Source organism: Thioalkalivibrio sp. ALRh (genome assembly GCF_000381425.1).
Classification (GTDB): Bacteria; Pseudomonadota; Gammaproteobacteria; order Ectothiorhodospirales; family Ectothiorhodospiraceae; genus Thioalkalivibrio.
This window is the reverse complement of sequence record NZ_KB906526.1, coordinates 1-18,238: the sequence shown is the minus strand read 5'-3', so window position 1 is coordinate 18,238 and position 18,238 is coordinate 1. Positions and strand designations below refer to the sequence as shown.

18 protein-coding genes are annotated in these 18,238 nt (G+C 63.3%); 9 read left to right on the top strand and 9 right to left on the bottom strand.

Features of this window, described 5'->3' with window-relative positions; translation table 11 throughout:
* Positions 1–476: 476 nt before the first annotated feature.
* The 3 genes from F791_RS0112420 to F791_RS0112410 form a co-directional block, all read right to left on the bottom strand.
* Positions 477–776, bottom strand: coding sequence for a type II toxin-antitoxin system RelE/ParE family toxin (locus tag F791_RS0112420; protein WP_018138039.1), 300 nt, complete (start codon positions 774–776; stop codon positions 477–479).
* A 25-nt stretch (positions 777–801) separates the two neighbouring features.
* Positions 802–1,053, bottom strand: coding sequence for a YlcI/YnfO family protein (locus F791_RS0112415; RefSeq protein WP_018994284.1), 252 nt, complete (start codon positions 1,051–1,053; stop codon positions 802–804).
* Positions 1,054–1,217: 164 nt separating this feature from the next.
* A complete protein-coding gene (locus F791_RS0112410) occupies positions 1,218–1,550 on the bottom strand; it encodes a DUF3634 family protein (protein ID WP_026333039.1) in 333 nt (110 codons plus the stop codon).
* A gap of 225 nt (positions 1,551–1,775) precedes the next feature.
* On the opposite strand from F791_RS0112410, the gene F791_RS13255 reads away from it, so the two are divergent.
* Positions 1,776–2,132 carry a PilZ domain-containing protein gene (locus F791_RS13255; protein ID WP_038057200.1) on the top strand — a complete coding sequence of 119 codons (357 nt, stop codon included), beginning with the start codon at positions 1,776–1,778 and terminating at the stop codon, positions 2,130–2,132.
* Between the two features lie 131 nt (positions 2,133–2,263).
* On the opposite strand, the gene F791_RS0112400 is transcribed toward F791_RS13255, so the two are convergent.
* Complete coding sequence (locus tag F791_RS0112400; RefSeq protein WP_019592707.1) at positions 2,264–4,600, bottom strand: P-loop ATPase, Sll1717 family; 2,337 nt, start codon at positions 4,598–4,600, stop codon at positions 2,264–2,266.
* Between the two features lie 663 nt (positions 4,601–5,263).
* Between F791_RS0112400 and katG the strand changes: the two genes are divergently transcribed.
* Complete coding sequence (gene katG / locus F791_RS0112395; protein ID WP_019592706.1) at positions 5,264–7,456, top strand: catalase/peroxidase HPI; 2,193 nt, start codon at positions 5,264–5,266, stop codon at positions 7,454–7,456.
* Between the two features lie 122 nt (positions 7,457–7,578).
* Here the strand turns inward: katG and F791_RS13870 are convergent, their stop codons facing one another.
* Positions 7,579–7,704: a hypothetical protein gene (locus F791_RS13870; RefSeq protein ID WP_018138045.1), complete on the bottom strand. Its 126-nt coding sequence runs from the start codon at positions 7,702–7,704 to the stop codon at positions 7,579–7,581.
* Positions 7,705–8,099: 395 nt separating this feature from the next.
* Here F791_RS13870 and F791_RS0112385 point away from each other — a divergent pair, with 395 nt between their 5' ends.
* Entirely contained in the window at positions 8,100–8,474 is a 375-nt protein-coding gene (locus F791_RS0112385) for a PilZ domain-containing protein (RefSeq protein WP_018138046.1), read from the top strand.
* Positions 8,475–8,707: 233 nt separating this feature from the next.
* Here the strand turns inward: F791_RS0112385 and corA are convergent, their stop codons facing one another.
* Positions 8,708–9,781: a magnesium/cobalt transporter CorA gene (gene corA, locus F791_RS0112380; protein WP_019592705.1), complete on the bottom strand. Its 1,074-nt coding sequence runs from the start codon at positions 9,779–9,781 to the stop codon at positions 8,708–8,710.
* 138 nt (positions 9,782–9,919) lie between these two features.
* Between corA and F791_RS0112375 the strand changes: the two genes are divergently transcribed.
* Both F791_RS0112375 and F791_RS0112370 read left to right on the top strand, forming a co-directional pair.
* Positions 9,920–10,405, top strand: coding sequence for a universal stress protein (locus F791_RS0112375; RefSeq protein WP_018138048.1), 486 nt, complete (start codon positions 9,920–9,922; stop codon positions 10,403–10,405).
* Positions 10,406–10,421: 16 nt separating this feature from the next.
* A complete protein-coding gene (locus F791_RS0112370; RefSeq protein ID WP_018138049.1) occupies positions 10,422–10,676 on the top strand; it encodes a Smr/MutS family protein in 255 nt (84 codons plus the stop codon).
* 86 nt (positions 10,677–10,762) lie between these two features.
* Here F791_RS0112370 and F791_RS0112365 read toward each other — a convergent pair whose 3' ends face one another.
* Positions 10,763–11,740: a patatin-like phospholipase family protein gene (locus F791_RS0112365; protein ID WP_019592704.1), complete on the bottom strand. Its 978-nt coding sequence runs from the start codon at positions 11,738–11,740 to the stop codon at positions 10,763–10,765.
* A 10-nt stretch (positions 11,741–11,750) separates the two neighbouring features.
* Complete coding sequence (locus tag F791_RS0112360; RefSeq protein ID WP_018862951.1) at positions 11,751–12,182, bottom strand: hypothetical protein; 432 nt, start codon at positions 12,180–12,182, stop codon at positions 11,751–11,753.
* A 100-nt stretch (positions 12,183–12,282) separates the two neighbouring features.
* On the opposite strand from F791_RS0112360, the gene F791_RS0112355 reads away from it, so the two are divergent.
* On the top strand, positions 12,283–12,759 hold the full coding sequence (locus F791_RS0112355) for a YbhB/YbcL family Raf kinase inhibitor-like protein (RefSeq protein WP_018138052.1): 477 nt from the start codon (positions 12,283–12,285) through the stop codon (positions 12,757–12,759).
* Between the two features lie 395 nt (positions 12,760–13,154).
* Here the strand turns inward: F791_RS0112355 and F791_RS0112350 are convergent, their stop codons facing one another.
* Entirely contained in the window at positions 13,155–14,087 is a 933-nt protein-coding gene (locus tag F791_RS0112350; RefSeq protein ID WP_018994292.1) for a carbohydrate kinase family protein, read from the bottom strand.
* A 678-nt stretch (positions 14,088–14,765) separates the two neighbouring features.
* Here F791_RS0112350 and F791_RS13805 point away from each other — a divergent pair.
* From F791_RS13805 to F791_RS0112335, 3 genes are read left to right on the top strand one after another with little or no spacing between them, the layout of a single operon-like run.
* Positions 14,766–14,924 (top strand): hypothetical protein, encoded by a 159-nt coding sequence (locus F791_RS13805; protein ID WP_018138054.1) that lies wholly within the window; start codon positions 14,766–14,768, stop codon positions 14,922–14,924.
* On the top strand, positions 14,921–15,655 hold the full coding sequence (locus F791_RS0112340) for an ABC transporter ATP-binding protein (protein ID WP_019592703.1): 735 nt from the start codon (positions 14,921–14,923) through the stop codon (positions 15,653–15,655). The genes F791_RS13805 and F791_RS0112340 overlap by 4 nt, the downstream gene beginning before the upstream one ends.
* Positions 15,656–15,670: 15 nt before the next feature.
* Entirely contained in the window at positions 15,671–18,031 is a 2,361-nt protein-coding gene (locus F791_RS0112335; protein WP_019592702.1) for an ABC transporter permease, read from the top strand.
* The last annotated feature ends 207 nt before the right edge of the window (positions 18,032–18,238 follow it).

Genomic DNA, 18,238 nt, shown 5'->3' with positions numbered 1-18,238 from the left:
TCTCCCCCGATGGCTCGGGTGACCGGATTAGTCGTTGACGTCCCGGCGGGATTCCCGGAATACGAATAGTGTCCGCACTAAGTAGGGGCTGACCAAAGTCAGGATCACCCATCCATTGAACAGCCATCCGGGCGCCCGGTCCACCTGCAGCCAGCTCCCCACTGCAAGGAGCGCAATCGGCGCCAGGATTGCGAGCACCGCATACGACGCGCGCGTACCGAAGCGCGCCCCATTCCCCGAAAAGACGATCGCGATAGCCATCCCCAGGAGAAAAACAGGAAGAAGTAGAGGCCACAACATTCGCGTCTAACCCACCCGGATTCCGCGAATTTCAGCCCCTTCCATCTGCGCAGCTCCTGTTGGATGGCGAATCGCCATATCGTTCGCGGTTACGGCGCCATCGAACCCCGTTGGTTGGCGGTCCCTGTGACATCCTCTGAGCCAATGGCCCGGTCCTGTAATTACCCGTGGACGCATTAGAAGTAGTCGTCCTCGCGCTGGTGCCGAAACGCCAGGAGGGAGACCGTCTCGGCATCGTCGATCTCGAACAGGGCGACATAACCCGAGCGGCCAAACGGAATCAGGAGTTCGCGGATGCGGGGGTGGGAGGCGTCGGGCATGCGGCAGCTCAGCGGAAAGCGCTCGAGTAGCGATACCGCCTCGCCGATGGCGGCCCGAGCATGGGCCGCGGCCGTTGGGTCGCGCTCCGCGAGGAAAGCGACAAGCCGCAGGAGATCTTCGCGCGCCTGCGCTGTAAATCGTACCGAGTAACTCATCCTTGAGACTCCAGCGGTTGGGCTACTACTTGCTTAAGAGACGGTCGAGATCATCGAGTACCGATTGGGCCGGGTAGTACTCGCCCGTTTCCCGGGCGCTGCGTGCGGACTCCAGGCCGCGCGCCAGGAACTCGGCCCGGGCTCGTCGACGGTCAATCTCGTGGCGTACGGCATCCTCGATAAAGGCCGACAGTGTCTCCCCTTCGCCAAGGGCTTGCTCCACCTGATGCCGAAAGCCATCGCTCACCCGCAGGGCTGGCAACGTCGTGTTTTTCATCCTGTGTCTCCGCAACCGCCTTCCCGTATTGTATCGCAAATGCAATACAGAATGCTGGCCTGCATTCGAAGGTGTTATCGCCTGTCAGGGATAACGAGTGGCAAAGGAAGGTCTGGTGCTGAAGTCGTCACTGCGAGACTGCGGCCATCCGCCGAACCGGCCAGCTATCCGGTCGCGCGCATGCCGCCGCCACCTCCGCCGCCCGGCGGGGGCGTCCAGACGTTGCGAAAGGCCTGGTGGGTCTTTGCTGGCAGGTCGCGGGAGAAGCGCAGTTGCACGCCCGCGCCGGTGCGCACGGCGGCGATGCGGCCCCGCTTGAGCCCGAACTGGCGTGCCACGTCCTCGCAGCCACGCACAAAGCCGGCCGGGGGCTTGCCGCGTCGCACGCGGGCCTTGCCATCGCGCAGCTCCACCGAGAACACCTGCCGCGCATGCCAGAGCATCAGCGCGACACCCAGGCCCAGCAACAAGAGCATGATCAACAGCGTAAGGAGCATCACCGAATGGGGCGCCAAATGGGACGAGAATCGGCGCCCAGTGTAGCGCAAGCCATCCTGCGTCGATCGCATGTCACAGCGGCGAGCTGGGGTCTCCCGATGCGTGCGGGGCGAAGTGCGGACGGTTCCGCATCGCCCGCGAGCCGGGGCCAGACGCATGTACTACAGTCCAAAGAAAGACACGAACATGCCGTGGCGGAATGAGCTGCGGGGGGAGTGTGGCCAATGGAGCTTCGCGAAGGGCGTCGCAGGGCGATCGGACTGACCGCCGAGGTACAGACTCGATCCGGTGCCCCAGGGTATCGGTCCCGTGGTCGGGTCCGGGATGTCAGCCTCAGCGGGTTGTACCAAGAGCTGCCGGTTTCCGGTCTCTCCGAGAATTCCAGAGTGCGGCTGATCGTAAGCCCGGAAGAAGCGCCCGACGGCCGGACCCATGTCTGGCATTGCATCGTCATGCGCCTGGACGAGAACGGCGCGGGCGTGATGTTCGAAACCGAAGACCCGACCAACGTCGACGGCCTCCTGGACCTGATGCGGGAGCGCATCGGACTCCCGCCCGTGAAGCGCTCGTTTCGGGGCTGAAATGCCTCGTTTAAGCCTCAGAAACGGCTTTGCGGATCACGAAGGTATCGTTCCTACAGAGAGTTAACGTGGTCCGATCCCGCGGACGCCACTACCCCATTGTCCGTCGTATGCCCCGCGTTATCCCGGCCCTAGTTCGCGCGTCCCGGATCTATCATCAATCCTGGCCAGAATGCTGGATTGATTATATAACGGTCCCCTCCCTTCTTCTTGATAAGCCCTAACATAAGTCTCATGCTGTAATTTAGGTCATAAATGTACTTTGATTGACCGTCAACCATTAGGCCAAGAAACCCATACCAGAGCAACAGGTCAAAAACCTTATCTCGAGCCTCTGGCTCCACCCCGAACTCCTCGAGCCGGCTCCAGACCTCGGTTTTATCCACGACCGAATTACACCCAATGAACGCATAGAGTACATCATCCACGCTTGCATCAACGTCGTTGATTTCATAGCCAACATCAGTAAGTAGATCCGTCGAGTATGCAGCAAGTCCCTTTTCGATATCTTCTTCGGCAACACGCTCATGGTTTAAGTTAATGGCAAAACTTTTACATTGATTGATTAAATTTAATAGAAATCTGGGTCTCATTAGTGATCGATCGATAAGGTACTGTGAGCTTTCTTCCCCATGGTAGTGGCTGACAAAAACGCTTCTCCATAAGGGCCCAAACTCAGTGCACTCGCCGTCAATCTCGTTAGACACAATCCTTAATCGGATTAGCTCTCTAAGTAGATCTGGGTCGGTCCAATCGAGAAGAACGCTCGCATCTTTTCCTCGGTCTGAGGTTTCGCGGACCAAGAGTTCGTAAACATCGTTTCTAAGAAAAACAATCGCGTTGACGGGGATGTCGTTTCGATCAAACTGCCGTTTGATTTTTCTTGTCGCGTCAATCAACCCGCGAATAATTAGAAGATCTTCATGCTGCAGGCCAGACGTCGGCCATCCCTTGTCAATATTATCAAACAGAAGCCAACACATTTCCTTACGTGACATGTAGTCCACGACCTGTTGATATAACGCCCTAACGTCATGCCTATAGAGGAGCTCCGTCAGCCTTTGAGCCGATAGGCGAACGTTAGATTGATCGCCGTACAAAGACCTGTATTCTGATGAGATGTTTTCCATAAGCGACCCCATTCGTTCGGAGAAGTCGCCTTCTGTTGCGTAGCCATCAGCATGATAGAGGTCTGCGAGTGCGCGATAAGGTTCGTATAGAGTGTGGTCCCGCGTGTGCTGCTCTCGGTCTTTTTCGAGTATCTTGTAGCATATTTCCAAAAGGAGAACGTACTCCCAAAATGCCATTATGGTATGTTGAAATGTTCCTTCCTCAAGGTACTTTAGTATTAGTTCTTTGAACTTAATGAGTTTGTAACCGTCGGGCTTTAAGTCGAGAACCACATTTCCGCTTCGGTTTCTCTCTCGATCTCGGATCTGCAGAAATATCGCGGATTTGCCAGACCCTTTCCGTCCTACGACTATACTTGCCTCGCCTCGTAACGACTTTAGGAACTGATCTGTCTTGAGGTAATAGCTCTCGAGGGTTCGCATTTCATTCTCGGCTGAGGTCGACCCCAGGTCAAGAGACTGAAGGAATGTATCAGAACTATGGTTTACGCTAACAGTCTCTTGTTGGAAAGCCTCGGCGACTCGAGCGGCAAATTCTGCAATGTGGTCGTCAACATCTCTTGGGTGATGCGTCACGTGCACGAAATCTCGATAGTCGAGGGGGATGGGGTCGTCGCCCTGTTGCATGAGGCACAATGGCTTGTGCATGCCGCCGGCCAAACCCGCTATGAAGGCGGCTCGCATGTTGTGTACTTCGGAGTTGACCGTCATGCTTGAGAGAAGGGGTATTACCACTCCATACGACTGAGTTACCTGCTCAAGCGCATCGTTGGCTGATAAACGGGGTTGTTCGTTAGGGTCGAAAGACCGGAAAAGGTATCGAGCCTTTTTTATTCTCGATATTATGCGGGATAGCCAGTCGGTCTTGTGCAAGCCATCTAGGAGGTATAGAGGGGATTGGGCGTTTAGCTTCTTTCTGGAGCTAAAAGGGCGAAAGTCATTTGTTGTCGAAAGGAACGTCCTAAGCTCATGTGAGTTCTGGTATTCTTTGTATCCGAGTGTATCGAATATACCGACCTCTCGGATTGACGGAGAGTTTTCTTGGATGCTGCTGTTTTTGGTCAATAGGATGCGCTTTCCGCAGCCGATCGCATACCCAATTTCAAATGTCACATTGAAATTAAGTTGGGAGATGTCGGCCACAAAAAAATCGGACGACTCGATTCCTTCTAGAACTTGGTCAGAAATAAAGTGTCCCGGTATGTCGAGCGCTTTCCACGTCTGCATCCGAAGTTTTTGGGATTCGTTGAGCGTCGTGACGGCATCCTCAATGGTCATCCCGATAGCTGTAGGGCGTGATGGGTAGGCGTAGAAGCCGGATGGATTATGGTCCGTCATTGGCGCTTCCTGTTAGGTCGTATCGGGATACACCGAAGTTTCATGGCCATTCCGAATGATGGTCAGTCTCGGAATGCGACATTGTGTTAGCTGGCGCGCGCCCGACCCTGGGGGGCGTTGAGGGCTTGGGCAAGCCTTTTCGCGGCAAGAATGACATGCCTTGGAAGTCCGTTAGCGTTTTGTGGAGACCTTACCGATTCGGGGCTCGTTTGTCCTCTGTGGGTCGCTGCGTGGTGGCGGCCCTGGCTCTTGGGTTGGGCCGGGAGGACGCGCGAGTGGCTGCACGGGGGCCGGGATTGCTTGAGTGCTGCTGGTGGCGGGGTGAACGGGAGGCCGGTGGGCTGGTCGGACTGGGTAGCCGTATCTGTGGGTGTTGATGGGGAGTGGGTAAGGGATCTTGGTCGGGGCGGGGATTGGACGTTGCCCCCTGTGCGCAATCCGTAGCACTCGGCGGCGCGATAACCACGGGCTATCGCCGGGATGGGCAATCTCAACTGGTACCCATGACGCCTGGGGCCTACCTTCATAGAGAGACGGGCAGCAAGCCGTTCTTCGGCCGGTTGGAATCCGGAGTGGAATGGCTCGCGGCCCTAAAGAAAGCCATTGCCGTGTAGACGGATGGCGGTTTCCGAAAGACGAACGAACACGCTCAACGCAGCGAACATGGAGAACGACATGGGTGAGCAGCAGAACATGGGCAAGTGCCCGGTCATGCACGGTGGCCAGACCACCGAGGGCCACTCCGTCACGGAGTGGTGGCCGGAGTCGCTAAATCTGGACATCCTGCATCAGCATGACCGCAAGACGAACCCGATGGGCGAGGACTTCGACTATCGGGAAGAGGTGAAGAAGCTCGACTTCGAGGCCCTGAAGAAGGACATGCACGCGCTGCTGACCGAGAGCCAGGCGTGGTGGCCGGCTGACTGGGGTCACTACGGCGGGCTGATGATCCGCATGTCCTGGCACGCGGCGGGTACCTACCGGATCGCCGACGGCCGGGGTGGCGGTGGCACCGGCAACCAGCGCTTCGCGCCGATCAACAGCTGGCCGGACAACGCGAGCCTGGACAAGGCGCGCCGCTTGCTGTGGCCGCTCAAGAAGAAGTACGGCAACAAGATTAGCTGGGCCGACCTGATCATCCTGGCCGGTAATGTGGCCTACGAGAACATGGGTCTGAAGACCTTCGGCTTTTCCTTCGGACGCGAGGACATCTGGCACCCCGAGAAGGACACCTACTGGGGGGCGGAGAAGGAGTGGCTGGCGCCCTCCGACGAACGCTACGGCGACGTCGAAAAGCCCAACACCATGGAGAACCCGCTGGCGGCCGTGCAGATGGGTCTGATCTACGTGAACCCGGAAGGGGTTAACGGCAAGCCTGATCCGCTGAAGACCGGCGAGCAGGTGCGCGAGACCTTCGCCCGCATGGCGATGAACGACGAGGAGACCGCGGCGCTGACCGCCGGCGGCCACACCGTGGGCAAGTGCCACGGCAACGGCGATGCCGGCGCGCTGGGGCCGGAACCGGAAGGGGCCGATGTCGAGGAACAGGGCTTCGGCTGGAAGAACCCCAACATGCGGGGCAAGGCCGCGAACGCCATCACCTCCGGCATCGAGGGAGCCTGGACCAAGAACCCGACCCAGTTCGACATGGGCTACTTCGAAGCCCTGCTCGACCACGAGTGGGAGCTCAAGAAGAGCCCGGCCGGCGCCTGGCAGTGGGAGCCGGTGGACATGAAGGAGGAAGACAAGCCGGTCGACGCCACGGATCCGTCCATCCGCCATAACCCGATCATGACCGATGCGGACATGGCGATGAAGATGGACCCCGTCTACCGCAAGTACATGGACGCGTTCCGCAAGGACGCCGAGTACTTCAAGGACTGCTTCGCCCGCGCCTGGTTCAAGCTGATCCACCGCGATATGGGCCCGAAGACCCGTTACATCGGGCCGGACGCGCCGGAGGAAGATCTGATCTGGCAGGACCCGGTGCCGGCCGGCAACACCGACTACTCCGTGGAGGCCGCCAAGCAGAAGATCGCCGCGAGCGGGCTGAGCATTGCCGAGATGGTCGCGACCGCCTGGGACAGCGCCCGTACCTTCCGTGGCTCCGATATGCGCGGTGGTGCCAACGGTGCCCGCATCCGCCTGGCGCCGCAGAAGGACTGGGAAGGCAACGAGCCCGAGCGCCTGGCCCGTGTGCTCAAGGTCTACGAGCAGATCTCCGCCGAGACCGGGGCCAGCGTGGCCGACCTGATCGTGCTGGGTGGTAGCGTGGGCATCGAGCAGGCGGCCCGGGCGGCCGGTCACGATGTGCTGGTGCCGTTCATCCCGGGCCGGGGTGACGCCAGCGCCGAGATGACCGACGCCGACTCCTTCGAGCCGCTGGAGCCGCTGGCCGATGGCTTCCGCAACTGGCTGAAGAAGGACTACGTGGTCAAGCCGGAAGAGATGCTGCTCGACCGGGCCCAGTTGATGGGGCTGACCGCGCCGGAGATGACCGTGCTGATCGGCGGTATGCGCGTGCTGGGCACCAACCATGGTGGCAGCCAGCATGGTGTGTTCACCGACCGTGAAGGTCAGCTGACGAACGACTTCTTCGTCAACCTGACCGACATGGCCTACGCCTGGCAGCCCGCGGGCAACGGCGTGTACGAGGTACGCGATCGCCAGGGCGATCAGGTGAAGTGGACGGCCAGCCGCATCGACCTGGTGTTTGGTTCCAACTCCATCCTGCGTAGCTACGCCGAGGTGTACGCCCAGGATGACAACGAGGAGAAGTTCGTGAAGGACTTCATCCAGGCCTGGACCAAGGTCATGAACGCCGACCGCTTCGACCTGGAGCAGTACCAGCAGTAAGGCCCGAGCCGGGCGGTTCGCCCGGTTCAGATCAAAAGGCGCCCGGGGTTATCCCGGGCGCCTTTTTGTTGCGCAGTGCGAAACCTCTCGGCGTGCCCCCGACAATCGGCGGGAGCGACCCGCTATCCGGTCGCGCGCATGCCGCCGCCATCGCACAACTCGACCGAAAACACCTGCCTTGCGTGCCACAGCATCAGCGCGACGCCAAGGCCCAGCAGGGCGAACACGATCCGCAACGTGAGCAGCATGATGGGTAGCGGCACCGAACGGGCTGGGATTGGCGGCCGAGTGAAGCGTATGCCATCCGGTGCCCCTTGCCTCCCGCTGTCACCACCTTCGGAGTTGATGCGGCACGTGGTCTGCCAACAGAACGGTGGGCGCACTTTTCCCATTCGTTGGGGGGCAGGCCGAGCCTGGTACCCCGGGGGGATTTTCTGGAGCTAAACGCGCCTTACAGGACCACAAAACTGCCACTGCTCCGTATAAACCCTATTGAATTCAATTTATTAGCGTAGCCTTATCCCGTCTTGAGTCTTGGTGCCCGGAGTGTCCGGAACCGTTAACTCCCTATCCGGATGCATTAGAGTCTGGGACCGCGAAACGACAATCCAGTGCCCGATGGGGCCAAGACGGGAGTTAGATAATGGATCTTCGAGAGGGGCGTCGCAGGGCCGTCCGTGTGGAAGCCGAGGTGGAGACTCTGGCCGGCGACTCTGAGTACAGAGCAAGCGGCCGGGTCCGCGATGTCAGCCTTAGCGGGTTGTATCTGGAACTGACGGATTCGGTTGTCTCGAAAAATACGAGACTGCGGCTGACCGTGAGCCCGGAGGAGTCCGGGGATGACCGGGCCCACGTCTGGCATTGCATCGTGATGCGGCTGGATGAGCACGGCGTGGGAGCGATGTTCGAGCCTGAAGATCCGTTTGCGGTCGATGGCCTGCTGGATCTGATGCGCGAGAGTATTGGCCTCCGCTCGGTCCAGGATGGTCCGCGGCATGACAGTCTCTGTACACCGTAGACACCACGGGATCACACCTGGCCGTTTGTTCTCGGGACCGACCAGGCGCAAGAGACAAGGCCCGACCCTGGAGCCCAAAAGGCGCTTCAAGACAGAGGCTTACCATGTTCCGGCCCGCCATTGTCCCCATTGGAGTGACGGGGTATGGGTTGCAGGAGGCCAGCCCACTGGCCGATCCGGCGCAGGCAGAATCCTATCGGCCAGAGGGCTGGCCTCCTGCAGGTGATTGGGGGTTACAGCCAGCGGCGGCGGCGGAACAGGTAGAGCATGCCGAGGACGATGGCGAGCATGATGCCAAGCAGGACGGGATAGCCGTAATAGGTGTAGAGCTCGGGCATCGACCACGGGCTGTCGGGGTGGTCGAAGTTCATGCCGTAGATGCCGACGATGAAGGTGAGCGGGATGAAGATGGTGGCGATGATGGTGAGCACGCGGATCACGTCGTTGGAGCGCTGGTTCACGGCCGAGAGGTAGGCCTCGATCAGGCTGGAGGCCATGTCACGGTAGGACTCCAGCAGGTCCATGATCTGGATGGTATGGTCGTGGACGTCACGCAGCCAGGGCATCATCTCGGGGCCGAACGGGTCCTGGTCGTCGCGCATCAGGCGGGTGATCACGTCGCGCGTGGGCCAGAGCTGGCGGCGCAGCACCAGCAGCTCGCGGCGCACGACATGGATGCGGCTCAGGGTGTCGTGGTTGGGCTGCGAGAGCACGCGTTCTTCCAAATCTTCGATGCGGTCGCCGAGTTGTTCCATCAGCGGGAAGGCCTGATCCACGACCACGTCCATCAGGGCATAGGCCAGGTACGGGGCTCCCAGGCGGTTGAAGTTGCGGTTGGTGCCGCGCATGCGCTGGCGGATGGGCTCGAACGGGTCGGTCTCGCCGCTGTGCACGCTGATCACGAACTGCGGGTGCACGAACAGGTTGAACTGCTCCAGGCGCACGCTATCGCCGTCCAGCTGCGGCTGGTTGAGGATGATCACCGCATAATCGCCAAAGTAGTCGAGCTTGGGGCGCTGGCCGCGATGGCGTACGTCCTCCAGCGCCAGCGGGTGCAGCCCGAAGGCCTCGGCCAGTTGCTGAAGCTGGCGTGGGCCGGGTGTTCCCTGGAAGTGCAGCCAGACGAATCCGTCCACCGGCGCACCCTCATGCATCACGGTTTCCGGGTCCTGGGGGTTCAGTTGTTCGTTGTGGTAGTGCCAGGCGGAAACAACGGCCTCGGAAGGGTGAGGGTGTTCGTGAGCGTGCACCCCGTGGCCCGGGGCCGTGCCGGGTTGCGGGTAGGTCTTCTCGAACAGTCGTGTCATGGGTTCTTCCGGGGCTGTGTTGTCCCGAGTATAGGGCGTTGACGGGCGCAGACGACACGCGGATGCGGTGGCGCGGCGACTCTGGCAGGCTGGGGCACTGGGCCAGCGCGATGGCCTGTAACGAGGAGCGCGGAGCCGATGGAACTGAAGACCATGCTGGTGCCGGTGGACGGCTCGGCCAACGCCTGGCGCGCGGTGGAAGTGGCAGCGGATCTGGCCGCCAAGTATCAGACGCGGGTGGTGCTGGTCAGCGTGCTGCTGCAGGGCGAGGTGCCGCCGCATATCCGCAAGCTGTCGGAGCTGCCCGATCCGGACGACCCGCCCCTGGCGGTCGGCGGTGCAGCCATTGGATCCGCGGTGCCGCCCAAGGTGTTGCGCGACATCGCGAAAAAGCTGGTGGAACAGGCGCACGAGTACTTCGCCGAGCTGGGCGTGACGGATATCGGCCATCATATCGAGGACGGCTCGCCCGCGAAGGTGATCCTGCAGCAGGCCGAGTACCACGATGTGGACATGATTGTGATGGGCTCGCGCGGGCTGGGCGGGTTGCAGGGGCTGCTGGCCGGTAGTGTGTCGCACAAGGTGCAGCAGCTGGCGCGCTGCATCGTGGTGACGGTGAACTGAGCGCCGCTGGTTAGCGATGTCACGACTGTCCATCGACCTGCACGAGTGCTTTCGTAACGGGCGCAAGATCGATGCGGCGCTGAATGGCGCAATCGAAGAGGCCTGCGACAAGCGCATCAAGACGGTGGAGATCATCCACGGCAAGGGCAGCGGGCAACTGAAAAAGCGCGTGCTGCGTTTCCTGCAGCAGCCGGAGATCAAGCAGCGCTACCACCGGGTGGAGAAGGACTCGAAGAACCACGGCCGCCTGTTCGTGCATTTCAAGCACTGAGCAGGCCGTTTCGCCTTTCCTGTAGGAGGCCAGCCCTCTGGCCGATGGGGCGCCGACAAAAACCCATCGGCCAGATGGCTGGCCTCCTACGGGGGGTGGGGCGAACGCTGTTGGTCCCCCATGCTGCGTTCGGCGAGGTGGTAGCCGAGTTCGATCATCTCGCGGGCGCGGTGGAAGTCGAAGATGCCGCAGGCGTTTACGGGCACCTCGATCAGGTGTTCGGGGTTGTAGGCGGCGATGCGAAAGCGCGCGATCGAGCCCTGCATGGCCTCAATGGAGTGGGAGACGACGTCGATCATGCTGAGCGCTCGGGCCTCCTGCGCGCGGCTCATGCCGTCGGTCGTGGAGCCCAGGCCCAGCTTGCCTGGCCAGTCCTGTAGCCAGCCGCCGACCCGGTCCGGCAATACGTCCTGCAGCCGCTGATTCAGGCGGCTGCGTCCCAGTTTTTCGGCCTCGACGTCATCGAAGGCATTGGGGCGGGTGACGCGCGTGAGTTCGTCGCCCATGCGCCCGTTCATGCTGACGGCCACGGTGATGTCGGTGTGGTCGTTCAGGGTCGGCGCGATGGGTACCGGGTTCAGCAGGGCGCCATCCACCAGCAGCCGTCCGCGATGGCGCACCGGGGTGAACACGGTGGGGATGGCGATGGAGGCGCGAATGGCGTTGAACAGCGAGCCGGAGTTCAGCCAGACCTCGCGTTCGCGCTCGATGTCGGTGGCCACCGCGGTAAAGGAGATCGACAGCTCTTCGATGTCGATGTCGCCCAGCATGTCGCGCAGTTTGCCGATCAGGCGGTCGCCCCGGATCAGCCCGGCACCGCGAAACGAGAAGTCCAGCAGCCGCCAGACATCCTGACGGCGAAGGGTCTTTACCCAGTCCTCGTAGATGTCCAGTTTGCCCGCTGCGTAGATGCCGCCGATCAGGGCGCCCATGGAGGCACCCGAGATGGAGCGAATGCGGTAGTCGGAGTGCTCCTCCAGCCAGCGGATGACCCCGATCTGCGCCAGGCCGCGGGCGCCGCCGCTTCCCAGTACGAGCGAAATCGACTGTTCGTGATCGTCCATCGTCGGGTCGCTAGGAAGAGGCGTCGCTCAGCAGGAAGTCGTGCAGGGTTCGGGCGGACTCCGTGGCCGACTCTTCCAGGCGCACCTGCCACACGGCCACTGGGTGTTCCGGCGACCATTCGCTGATCACCACCAGCCCCGAATAGACGTTCGTGCCGCGGACCGTACCGACGGTGACGCGCCCGGTATCGTCGCCGAACAGGCGGACTTCGAACTCCGAACCGGGCGTGGGCAGGGACCAGTACCCGTTCTGCCCCGTCTCGCGGAATTCTTCGTCGGAGGGATGCACCGCCTCGCCAAAGTGGCGGCGCAACAGTGGTACGGCGAGGCGGTGGGGCAGGCCCAGCACGGTCTCGATCCCCGAGCGGCCGCGGTCGATCGCGCGCGCAGCCCCGGTTAGGGGGTCTTCTCGGCCCAGCCAGCGTTTTACAGCATTCAGCATGCCCTCGATGATCCGCGTGACGGCGGGCGGCTGCAACCGGTTGGTGCGGGCCCGGGGCGCGCGTTAGGGTGGCGGGTACGCATTGATCAGGAGATTGGCGATGGGTTTTGCACTGTCCGACCTGCAGCTGTCCAGTTCCGCGTTCGGTCCTGGCCAGCCGATCCCGAAGCGCCATACGGGCGAGGGCGAGGACACCTCGCCAGCGCTCAAGTGGAGCAACCTCCCGCGGGAAACGCGTTCGCTGGCCGTCATTTGCCATGATCCGGATGCCCCGCTGATCAAGTCCGGCACCTACGGTTTTGTGCACTGGGTGCTCTACAACCTGCCGCCGGATACCGACGGCCTGCCCGAGGCGGCTACGCTGGGCGATGTCGGCGAGAACGACTTTGGCGGCACCGGCTACGGCGGCCCGATGCCACCCGAGGGCCATGGCAAGCACCATTACTTCTTCTGGCTGCTGGCGCTGGACCGCGACCTGCAACTCCCCGCCGGCCTTACGCTCTGGCAGTTCCTGGAGCGCGCCGAGCCCCACGTGATCGGGATGAACCGCCTGGTCGGCACCTACCAGCGCGACTGATGCCTTGAGCACCTTTCGGGGTTGGGTGGGGGCGTGCTGTGGGAGCGGGCTTGCCCGCGAATGCCCCCTGCCATAGTCCGACGCGGGCAGGCGCTTCGCCGGCCACCCGGCTCCCACGGGGGAAGGCAAGACTTGTGGTGGTCTGCAATGGCGTCATCCCGGAAACCGCGAAGCGGTTATCCGGGATCTCGGGCGCTGGGGCAGGCGGTGACGCTGGAGATCCCGGCTCTTCGCTGCGCTACGGCCGGGATGACACTGTGAGAGGCTGACTCGGGCAGGAGCATTCGCCTGCAAGCAGGCTCTTGCAGGGTTGCAATAAAAAAGGCCCGGACCGAGGAAACTCGGGCCGGGCCTTTTGCGTTCCCGGGCGGGTGCCCGGGGCGGCGTGAGGTCGCTTAGTAGCGGTAGCCGAAGGCCTTTTCGAACTTGTCGGCAAACTCGTCGGCGGTGAAATGGTGGTTCTGGGTGCCGGAGTGGGCGATCTTGATCGAGCCGATCAGCGAGGCGATGCGGCCGGTGGTTTCCCAGTCGTAGCCCTGTTCCAGGCCGAACAGGATGCCGGCGCGGTAGGAGTCGCCACAGCCGGTCGGGTCCTTGATCGCGGCCGGTTCGACCGACGGGATGGTGATCTTCTTGCCGCCGGTGTAGATGTCGGAGCCCTCGCCACCGCGGGTGACGATCATTGCGTCGACCATCTCGGCCATCTGCTCCAGGCTCAGGCCGGTGCGGTCGGAGGTCAGCTGCGCTTCGTAGTCATTGAACGCGGCATAGGTCGCCTGTTCCATGAAGCGCTTCAGGTCGTCGCCGTCGAACATCGGCAGGCCCTGGCCCGGGTCGAACATGAACGGGATGCCGGCCTCGGCGAACTGCTGGGCGTGCTCGATCATGCCGTCACGGCCGTCCGGGGAGACGATGCCGACCTTGATGCCGTCGGCCTCGGTGACCTTCTGCTGGTGCGAGAAGCCCATTGCGCCCGGGTGGAAGGCGGTGATCTGGTTGTCGTCCTGGTCGGTGGTGATGAACGCCTGACCGGTGTAGGTGTCGTTCAGCTCCTTGATGTGCTTGCGCGAGATGCTGTGCTTGTCCATCCAGTCGGCATAGGGGGCGAAGTCGCCGCCGACGGTGGCCATGATGGTCGGCTCGCCGCCCAGCAGCTTCATGTTGTAGGCGATGTTGCCGGCGCACCCGCCGAACTCGCGACGCATGTCCGGGACCAGGAAGGACACGTTCAGCATGTGCACCTTGTCCGGCAGGATGTGGTTCTTGAAGCGGTCGGGGAACACCATGATGGTGTCGTACGCGATGGACCCACAGATGAGTGCGGACATGTTGACTCCTTGCGTTGTTGAAACGGGTTGGCATGGCACCGCTTGTGGTGCCAAAACGGCTCTGCGGCGCGCGATTTCGGGATGCTCGGCGCGTCTGCGGCAGGCCGGACGGTGCGCATAGGGTAAATATTTGGGCGCAAAACAACAAATCGGGGGCCCCCGCGACGCCGTTCGTGCCACCGTCATCGCGAGTCGCGAAGCGAGGTGGCGATCTCCGGTCGAAGCCACCTGTTCCTGCGTGCAGACAGCTTTGGCCGATTGCCACGTCGCCTTCGGCTCCTCGCAATGACTTTGCTTTTGCCCCCCGTCATTGCGAGGAGCGCAGCGACGAAGCAACCTCCGAAAGCTGGCGGGGCGTCCACGATTCGCCCTGGGTGACAGCCTCAGGAGATTATTCGCTTCGCTCTCCATGCGGGCCGGCCTGCGGCCATTCAACGCGCTGAGCGCGTTTGTGCCACGGCCCCTGAAGGGGCATCGCAATAACGGGACAGGAAACAACGTCATCGCGAGGAGCCGAAGGCGACGTGGCGATCTCCGGGCGTAACCCCGACGTTGGCCTGGCCTGGCCCGGCCCGGCCCGGCCAGGCCCGGCCGGGGCGGTGGCGCTGCTTTTGGCGACGCCGTGCCGGAGGCTTTGTGGCAGCATTGGGGGTACTGTCGCGAGCGAGGGCCTGTCCGATGAAACCGCGTGTCCTGATCCCGATCCTGATCATTCTGCTGTTGCTGCTGAGCCTGTGGTCCATGAGCCTGGATGGCGAGGGCGGCATCCTGCCGAGCGCGCCCGAGCCGGGGGCCTCGGCACCGCAAACCACGCACCTGGTGGCCGCTCCCGCATGAGCGCGTCCCCGGCCCCCGTGGCCACGCGGGAGACGATCTTTCGCGCGGCGGGGGTGACCAAGGTCTACCGCATGGGCGAGGTGACCATCCACGCCCTGCGTGGGGTGGACCTGGAGCTGTACACCGGTGAGCTGGTGGTGATGCTGGGGGCCTCGGGCTCCGGCAAGTCGACGCTGCTGAACATCATGGGCGGGCTGGACACCGCGACCGAGGGCGAGGTGCGCTACCGCGACCAGGACCTGGCGCAGGCCTCCGAGCGCACGCTGACGGCCTTTCGCCGCGACCATGTCGGCTTCGTGTTCCAGTTCTACAACCTGATCGCCAGCCTGACCGCGCGCGAGAACGTGGCGATCGTCACCGAGATCTCGCGCGACCCGATGCCACCGGAGGAGGCGCTGGCGCTGGTCGGGCTGGAGGACCGCATGGACCACTTCCCCTCGCAGCTCTCCGGTGGCGAACAACAGCGCGTGGCCATCGCCCGCGCGATCGCCAAGCAGCCCGCCGTGCTGTTGTGCGACGAGCCGACCGGCGCGCTGGATTCGAAGACCGGTATCCGTGTGTTGGAGGTGCTGCAGCACATCAACGAGCGCCTGGACACGACGGTGACGATCATTACTCACAACGCCGTGATCGGCGAGATGGCCGACCGGGTGATCCACCTGAGCGATGGGCGCGTGAGCGAGATCCACGAAAACGCCACGCGCCAGTCCCCGGCCGAGCTCCACTGGTAGCGACCGCGGCCGACCATGCGCGCCCTGAACCGCAAGATCCTGCGTGATCTCGGCCACCTGAAGGGGCAGGCGGCGGCGATCGCGCTGGTGATCGCCAGCGGCGTAATGACCCTGGTGATCGCCGTGACCAGCCTCGACGCCCTGACGATCACCAAGGACCGTTTCTACTCGGAATACCAGTTCGCCGATGTATTCGCGGAGATCACGCGCGCGCCGGAGAGCGCGGTGGAGCGCTTCCGCGATACGCCGGGGATCAACCAGATCGAGACCCGGGTGCAGGCCCCGGTGCGCCTGGAGGTCGCCGGTTTTGACGATCCGATCCGCGGCACGGTGCTCTCCATACCGGACGGCGGCGAGCCACTGCTGAACCGGCTCTATCTGCGCGAGGGGCGGCTGCCGGAGGCCGGGCGCGAGCGGGAAGTGGTCGTCAGCGAGGCCTTTGCGGAGGCCCACGAGCTGCGGGCCGGCGATTCCCTGCGCGCGATCATCGACGGGCGCCTGACCGATCTGCAGATCAGCGGCATCGCGCTGTCGCCGGAGTTTGTCTACCAGATCAGCCCCACCGACCTGCTGCCGGACTACGAGCGCTACGGCATCCTGTGGATGAACCGCCGCGCGCTGGCCGCCGCCTACGGCATGGAGGGGGCGTTCAATTCGGTGGCCGTAAGCCTGGAGGCGGGTGCGGACCCGGCCCCCGTGATCGAGGCGATGGACCGGGAGCTGGCGCGCTACGGCGGCATGGGGGCCTATGGCCGCGACGATCAGTTCTCGCATCGTTTTCTGTCCGAGGAGCTGACCCAGCTGCGGGCGCAGGCGGCGATCCTGCCGGCCATCTTTCTGGCCGTCGCGGCGTTTCTGCTGAACGTCGTTGTTGGTCGCATCATCCGTTCCCAGCGCGAGCCGATTGCCGTGCTCAAGGCCTTCGGCTACGGCAACGGCTCGATCGCCGGGCACTATGCCCTGCTGACCGGGGGCATCGTGCTGGTGGGCTGCGCCCTGGGGCTCGCGTTCGGGGCCTGGGCCGCACAGGGCCTGGCCGGGATCTACGCCGAATACTTCCGCTTCCCCGAGATGAGCTTTCGCCTGCAGGGCTGGGTGATGGTGCTGGCGGTGGGTGTGGCCATGGGCGCGGCGATGCTCGGCACCTTCCGCGCGGTCTGGCAGGCGGTGCGCATGCAACCGGCCGAGGCCATGCGCCCGCCGGCCCCGGAGCGCTTTCACCGCGGCTGGCTGGAGCGCTCGGCGGCCTGGGGCGCGTTCGACCAGCCGACCCGGATCATCCTGCGCAACCTCGCGCGCCACCGGCTCAAGTCCGTGCTGTCGGTGATCGGCATTGGCCTGTCCGGGGGGCTGCTGCTGATGGGCGCCTACCAGCTGAACGCGGTGACCCAGATGCTGGACACCCAGTACGGGCAGGTGCTGCAGATGGACATCGACCTGCAGTTCACCGATCCCGTGCCGGCGCGCGCGGCCGGCGAGCTGCGTCACGAGCCGGGCGTGCTGGCGGTGGAGACCTTCCGCGCGGTACCGGTGCGGCTGGTCGGCGTGAACCGCGAGGAGCGCGTGCGCCTGCTGGGGCTGGACGCCGAACCGCGCCTGCGGCAACTGCCGATGGGCGGCGGGCGCGGGCGACTGCCGGACGAGGGCATCCTGCTGACGGATTATCTGGCCGAACAGCTCGGGCTGCGCGTGGGCGACCCGGTGGAGGTGGAGATCCTGGAGGGGCGCCGCCGCACCGTCTCGGTGCCGCTGGCCGGTGTGGTGGAGGAGCCCATCGGTGTCGGGGCCTATATGTACCGCCCGGCGTTGAACCGCCTGATCGGCGAGGGCCCGGCGGTCTCCGGTGCCTGGTTGCTGACCGACCGCGCACAGGAGGATGCGCTGTTCCGCAGCCTGTCCGACCGCCCGCGGGTCGCCAGCGTTGGTCTGATCGCGGAGGCCGAGCGCAACATCCGCCAGTACATCGGCGAGACCATCATCGTGTTCGCGATGGTGTTCGTCGCGCTGGCCGTGTCCGTTGCCTTTGCCGTGACCTACAACAACGCACGCATCACCTATGCCGAGCGCGCCCGCGACCTGGCCACGCTGGAGGTGCTCGGCTATTCGCGCGGCCAGGTCAGCTGGATCCTGCTCGGCGAGATCGCAGTGCTGACCCTCGCGGCGATCCCGGTCGCCTGGCTGACCGGCACGGGCTTCGCCTGGCTGCTGAACCAGGCCTTTGCGATGGACCTGTTCCGCGTGCCGCTGGTGATCACGCCGCAGGCCTACGGCTTTGCCGCACTCGGCATCCTGGTCGCGGCCAGTCTGACCGCCTTTCTCGCCTGGAGGCGTCTGCAGCAGCTCGACCGTGTGCAGGCCCTGAAGGCGGCGGAGTAGCGGTCGTTGTTGCCCGCCTTTTTTGGCTGGATCTGGTTCGGCATCTGGTGTTTACGGTGGCCTTGGTCCACCGCCTGCCAAGCGCTGTCTCGGCAGCGCACCCCGAGGTACTTCTTTGCTCGTGCAAAGAAGTACCCAAGAAACACGCCCGACTGCCGCGACCCCGGCCCGCTGTGCGGGCCGGGGTTTCCCTCGCTCCGAGGGTTT

Coding starts and splice junctions, on each gene's coding strand:
- F791_RS0112415 (WP_018994284.1), bottom strand. CDS start 1,053: ATGAAAAACACGACGTTGCCAGCCCTGCGGGTGAGCGATGGCTTTCGG.
- F791_RS0112420 (WP_018138039.1), bottom strand. CDS start 776: ATGAGTTACTCGGTACGATTTACAGCGCAGGCGCGCGAAGATCTCCTG.
- F791_RS13255 (WP_038057200.1), top strand. CDS start 1,776: ATGGAGCTTCGCGAAGGGCGTCGCAGGGCGATCGGACTGACCGCCGAG.
- katG (WP_019592706.1), top strand. CDS start 5,264: ATGGAGAACGACATGGGTGAGCAGCAGAACATGGGCAAGTGCCCGGTC.
- F791_RS13870 (WP_018138045.1), bottom strand. CDS start 7,704: ATGCTGCTCACGTTGCGGATCGTGTTCGCCCTGCTGGGCCTTGGCGTC.
- F791_RS0112400 (WP_019592707.1), bottom strand. CDS start 4,600: ATGACGGACCATAATCCATCCGGCTTCTACGCCTACCCATCACGCCCT.
- F791_RS0112335 (WP_019592702.1), top strand. CDS start 15,671: ATGCGCGCCCTGAACCGCAAGATCCTGCGTGATCTCGGCCACCTGAAG.
- F791_RS0112360 (WP_018862951.1), bottom strand. CDS start 12,182: ATGCTGAATGCTGTAAAACGCTGGCTGGGCCGAGAAGACCCCCTAACC.
- F791_RS0112365 (WP_019592704.1), bottom strand. CDS start 11,740: ATGGACGATCACGAACAGTCGATTTCGCTCGTACTGGGAAGCGGCGGC.
- F791_RS0112370 (WP_018138049.1), top strand. CDS start 10,422: ATGTCACGACTGTCCATCGACCTGCACGAGTGCTTTCGTAACGGGCGC.
- F791_RS0112350 (WP_018994292.1), bottom strand. CDS start 14,087: ATGTCCGCACTCATCTGTGGGTCCATCGCGTACGACACCATCATGGTG.
- F791_RS0112375 (WP_018138048.1), top strand. CDS start 9,920: ATGGAACTGAAGACCATGCTGGTGCCGGTGGACGGCTCGGCCAACGCC.
- F791_RS0112340 (WP_019592703.1), top strand. CDS start 14,921: ATGAGCGCGTCCCCGGCCCCCGTGGCCACGCGGGAGACGATCTTTCGC.
- F791_RS0112410 (WP_026333039.1), bottom strand. CDS start 1,550: ATGCTCCTTACGCTGTTGATCATGCTCTTGTTGCTGGGCCTGGGTGTC.
- F791_RS13805 (WP_018138054.1), top strand. CDS start 14,766: ATGAAACCGCGTGTCCTGATCCCGATCCTGATCATTCTGCTGTTGCTG.
- F791_RS0112355 (WP_018138052.1), top strand. CDS start 12,283: ATGGGTTTTGCACTGTCCGACCTGCAGCTGTCCAGTTCCGCGTTCGGT.
- F791_RS0112385 (WP_018138046.1), top strand. CDS start 8,100: ATGGATCTTCGAGAGGGGCGTCGCAGGGCCGTCCGTGTGGAAGCCGAG.
- corA (WP_019592705.1), bottom strand. CDS start 9,781: ATGACACGACTGTTCGAGAAGACCTACCCGCAACCCGGCACGGCCCCG.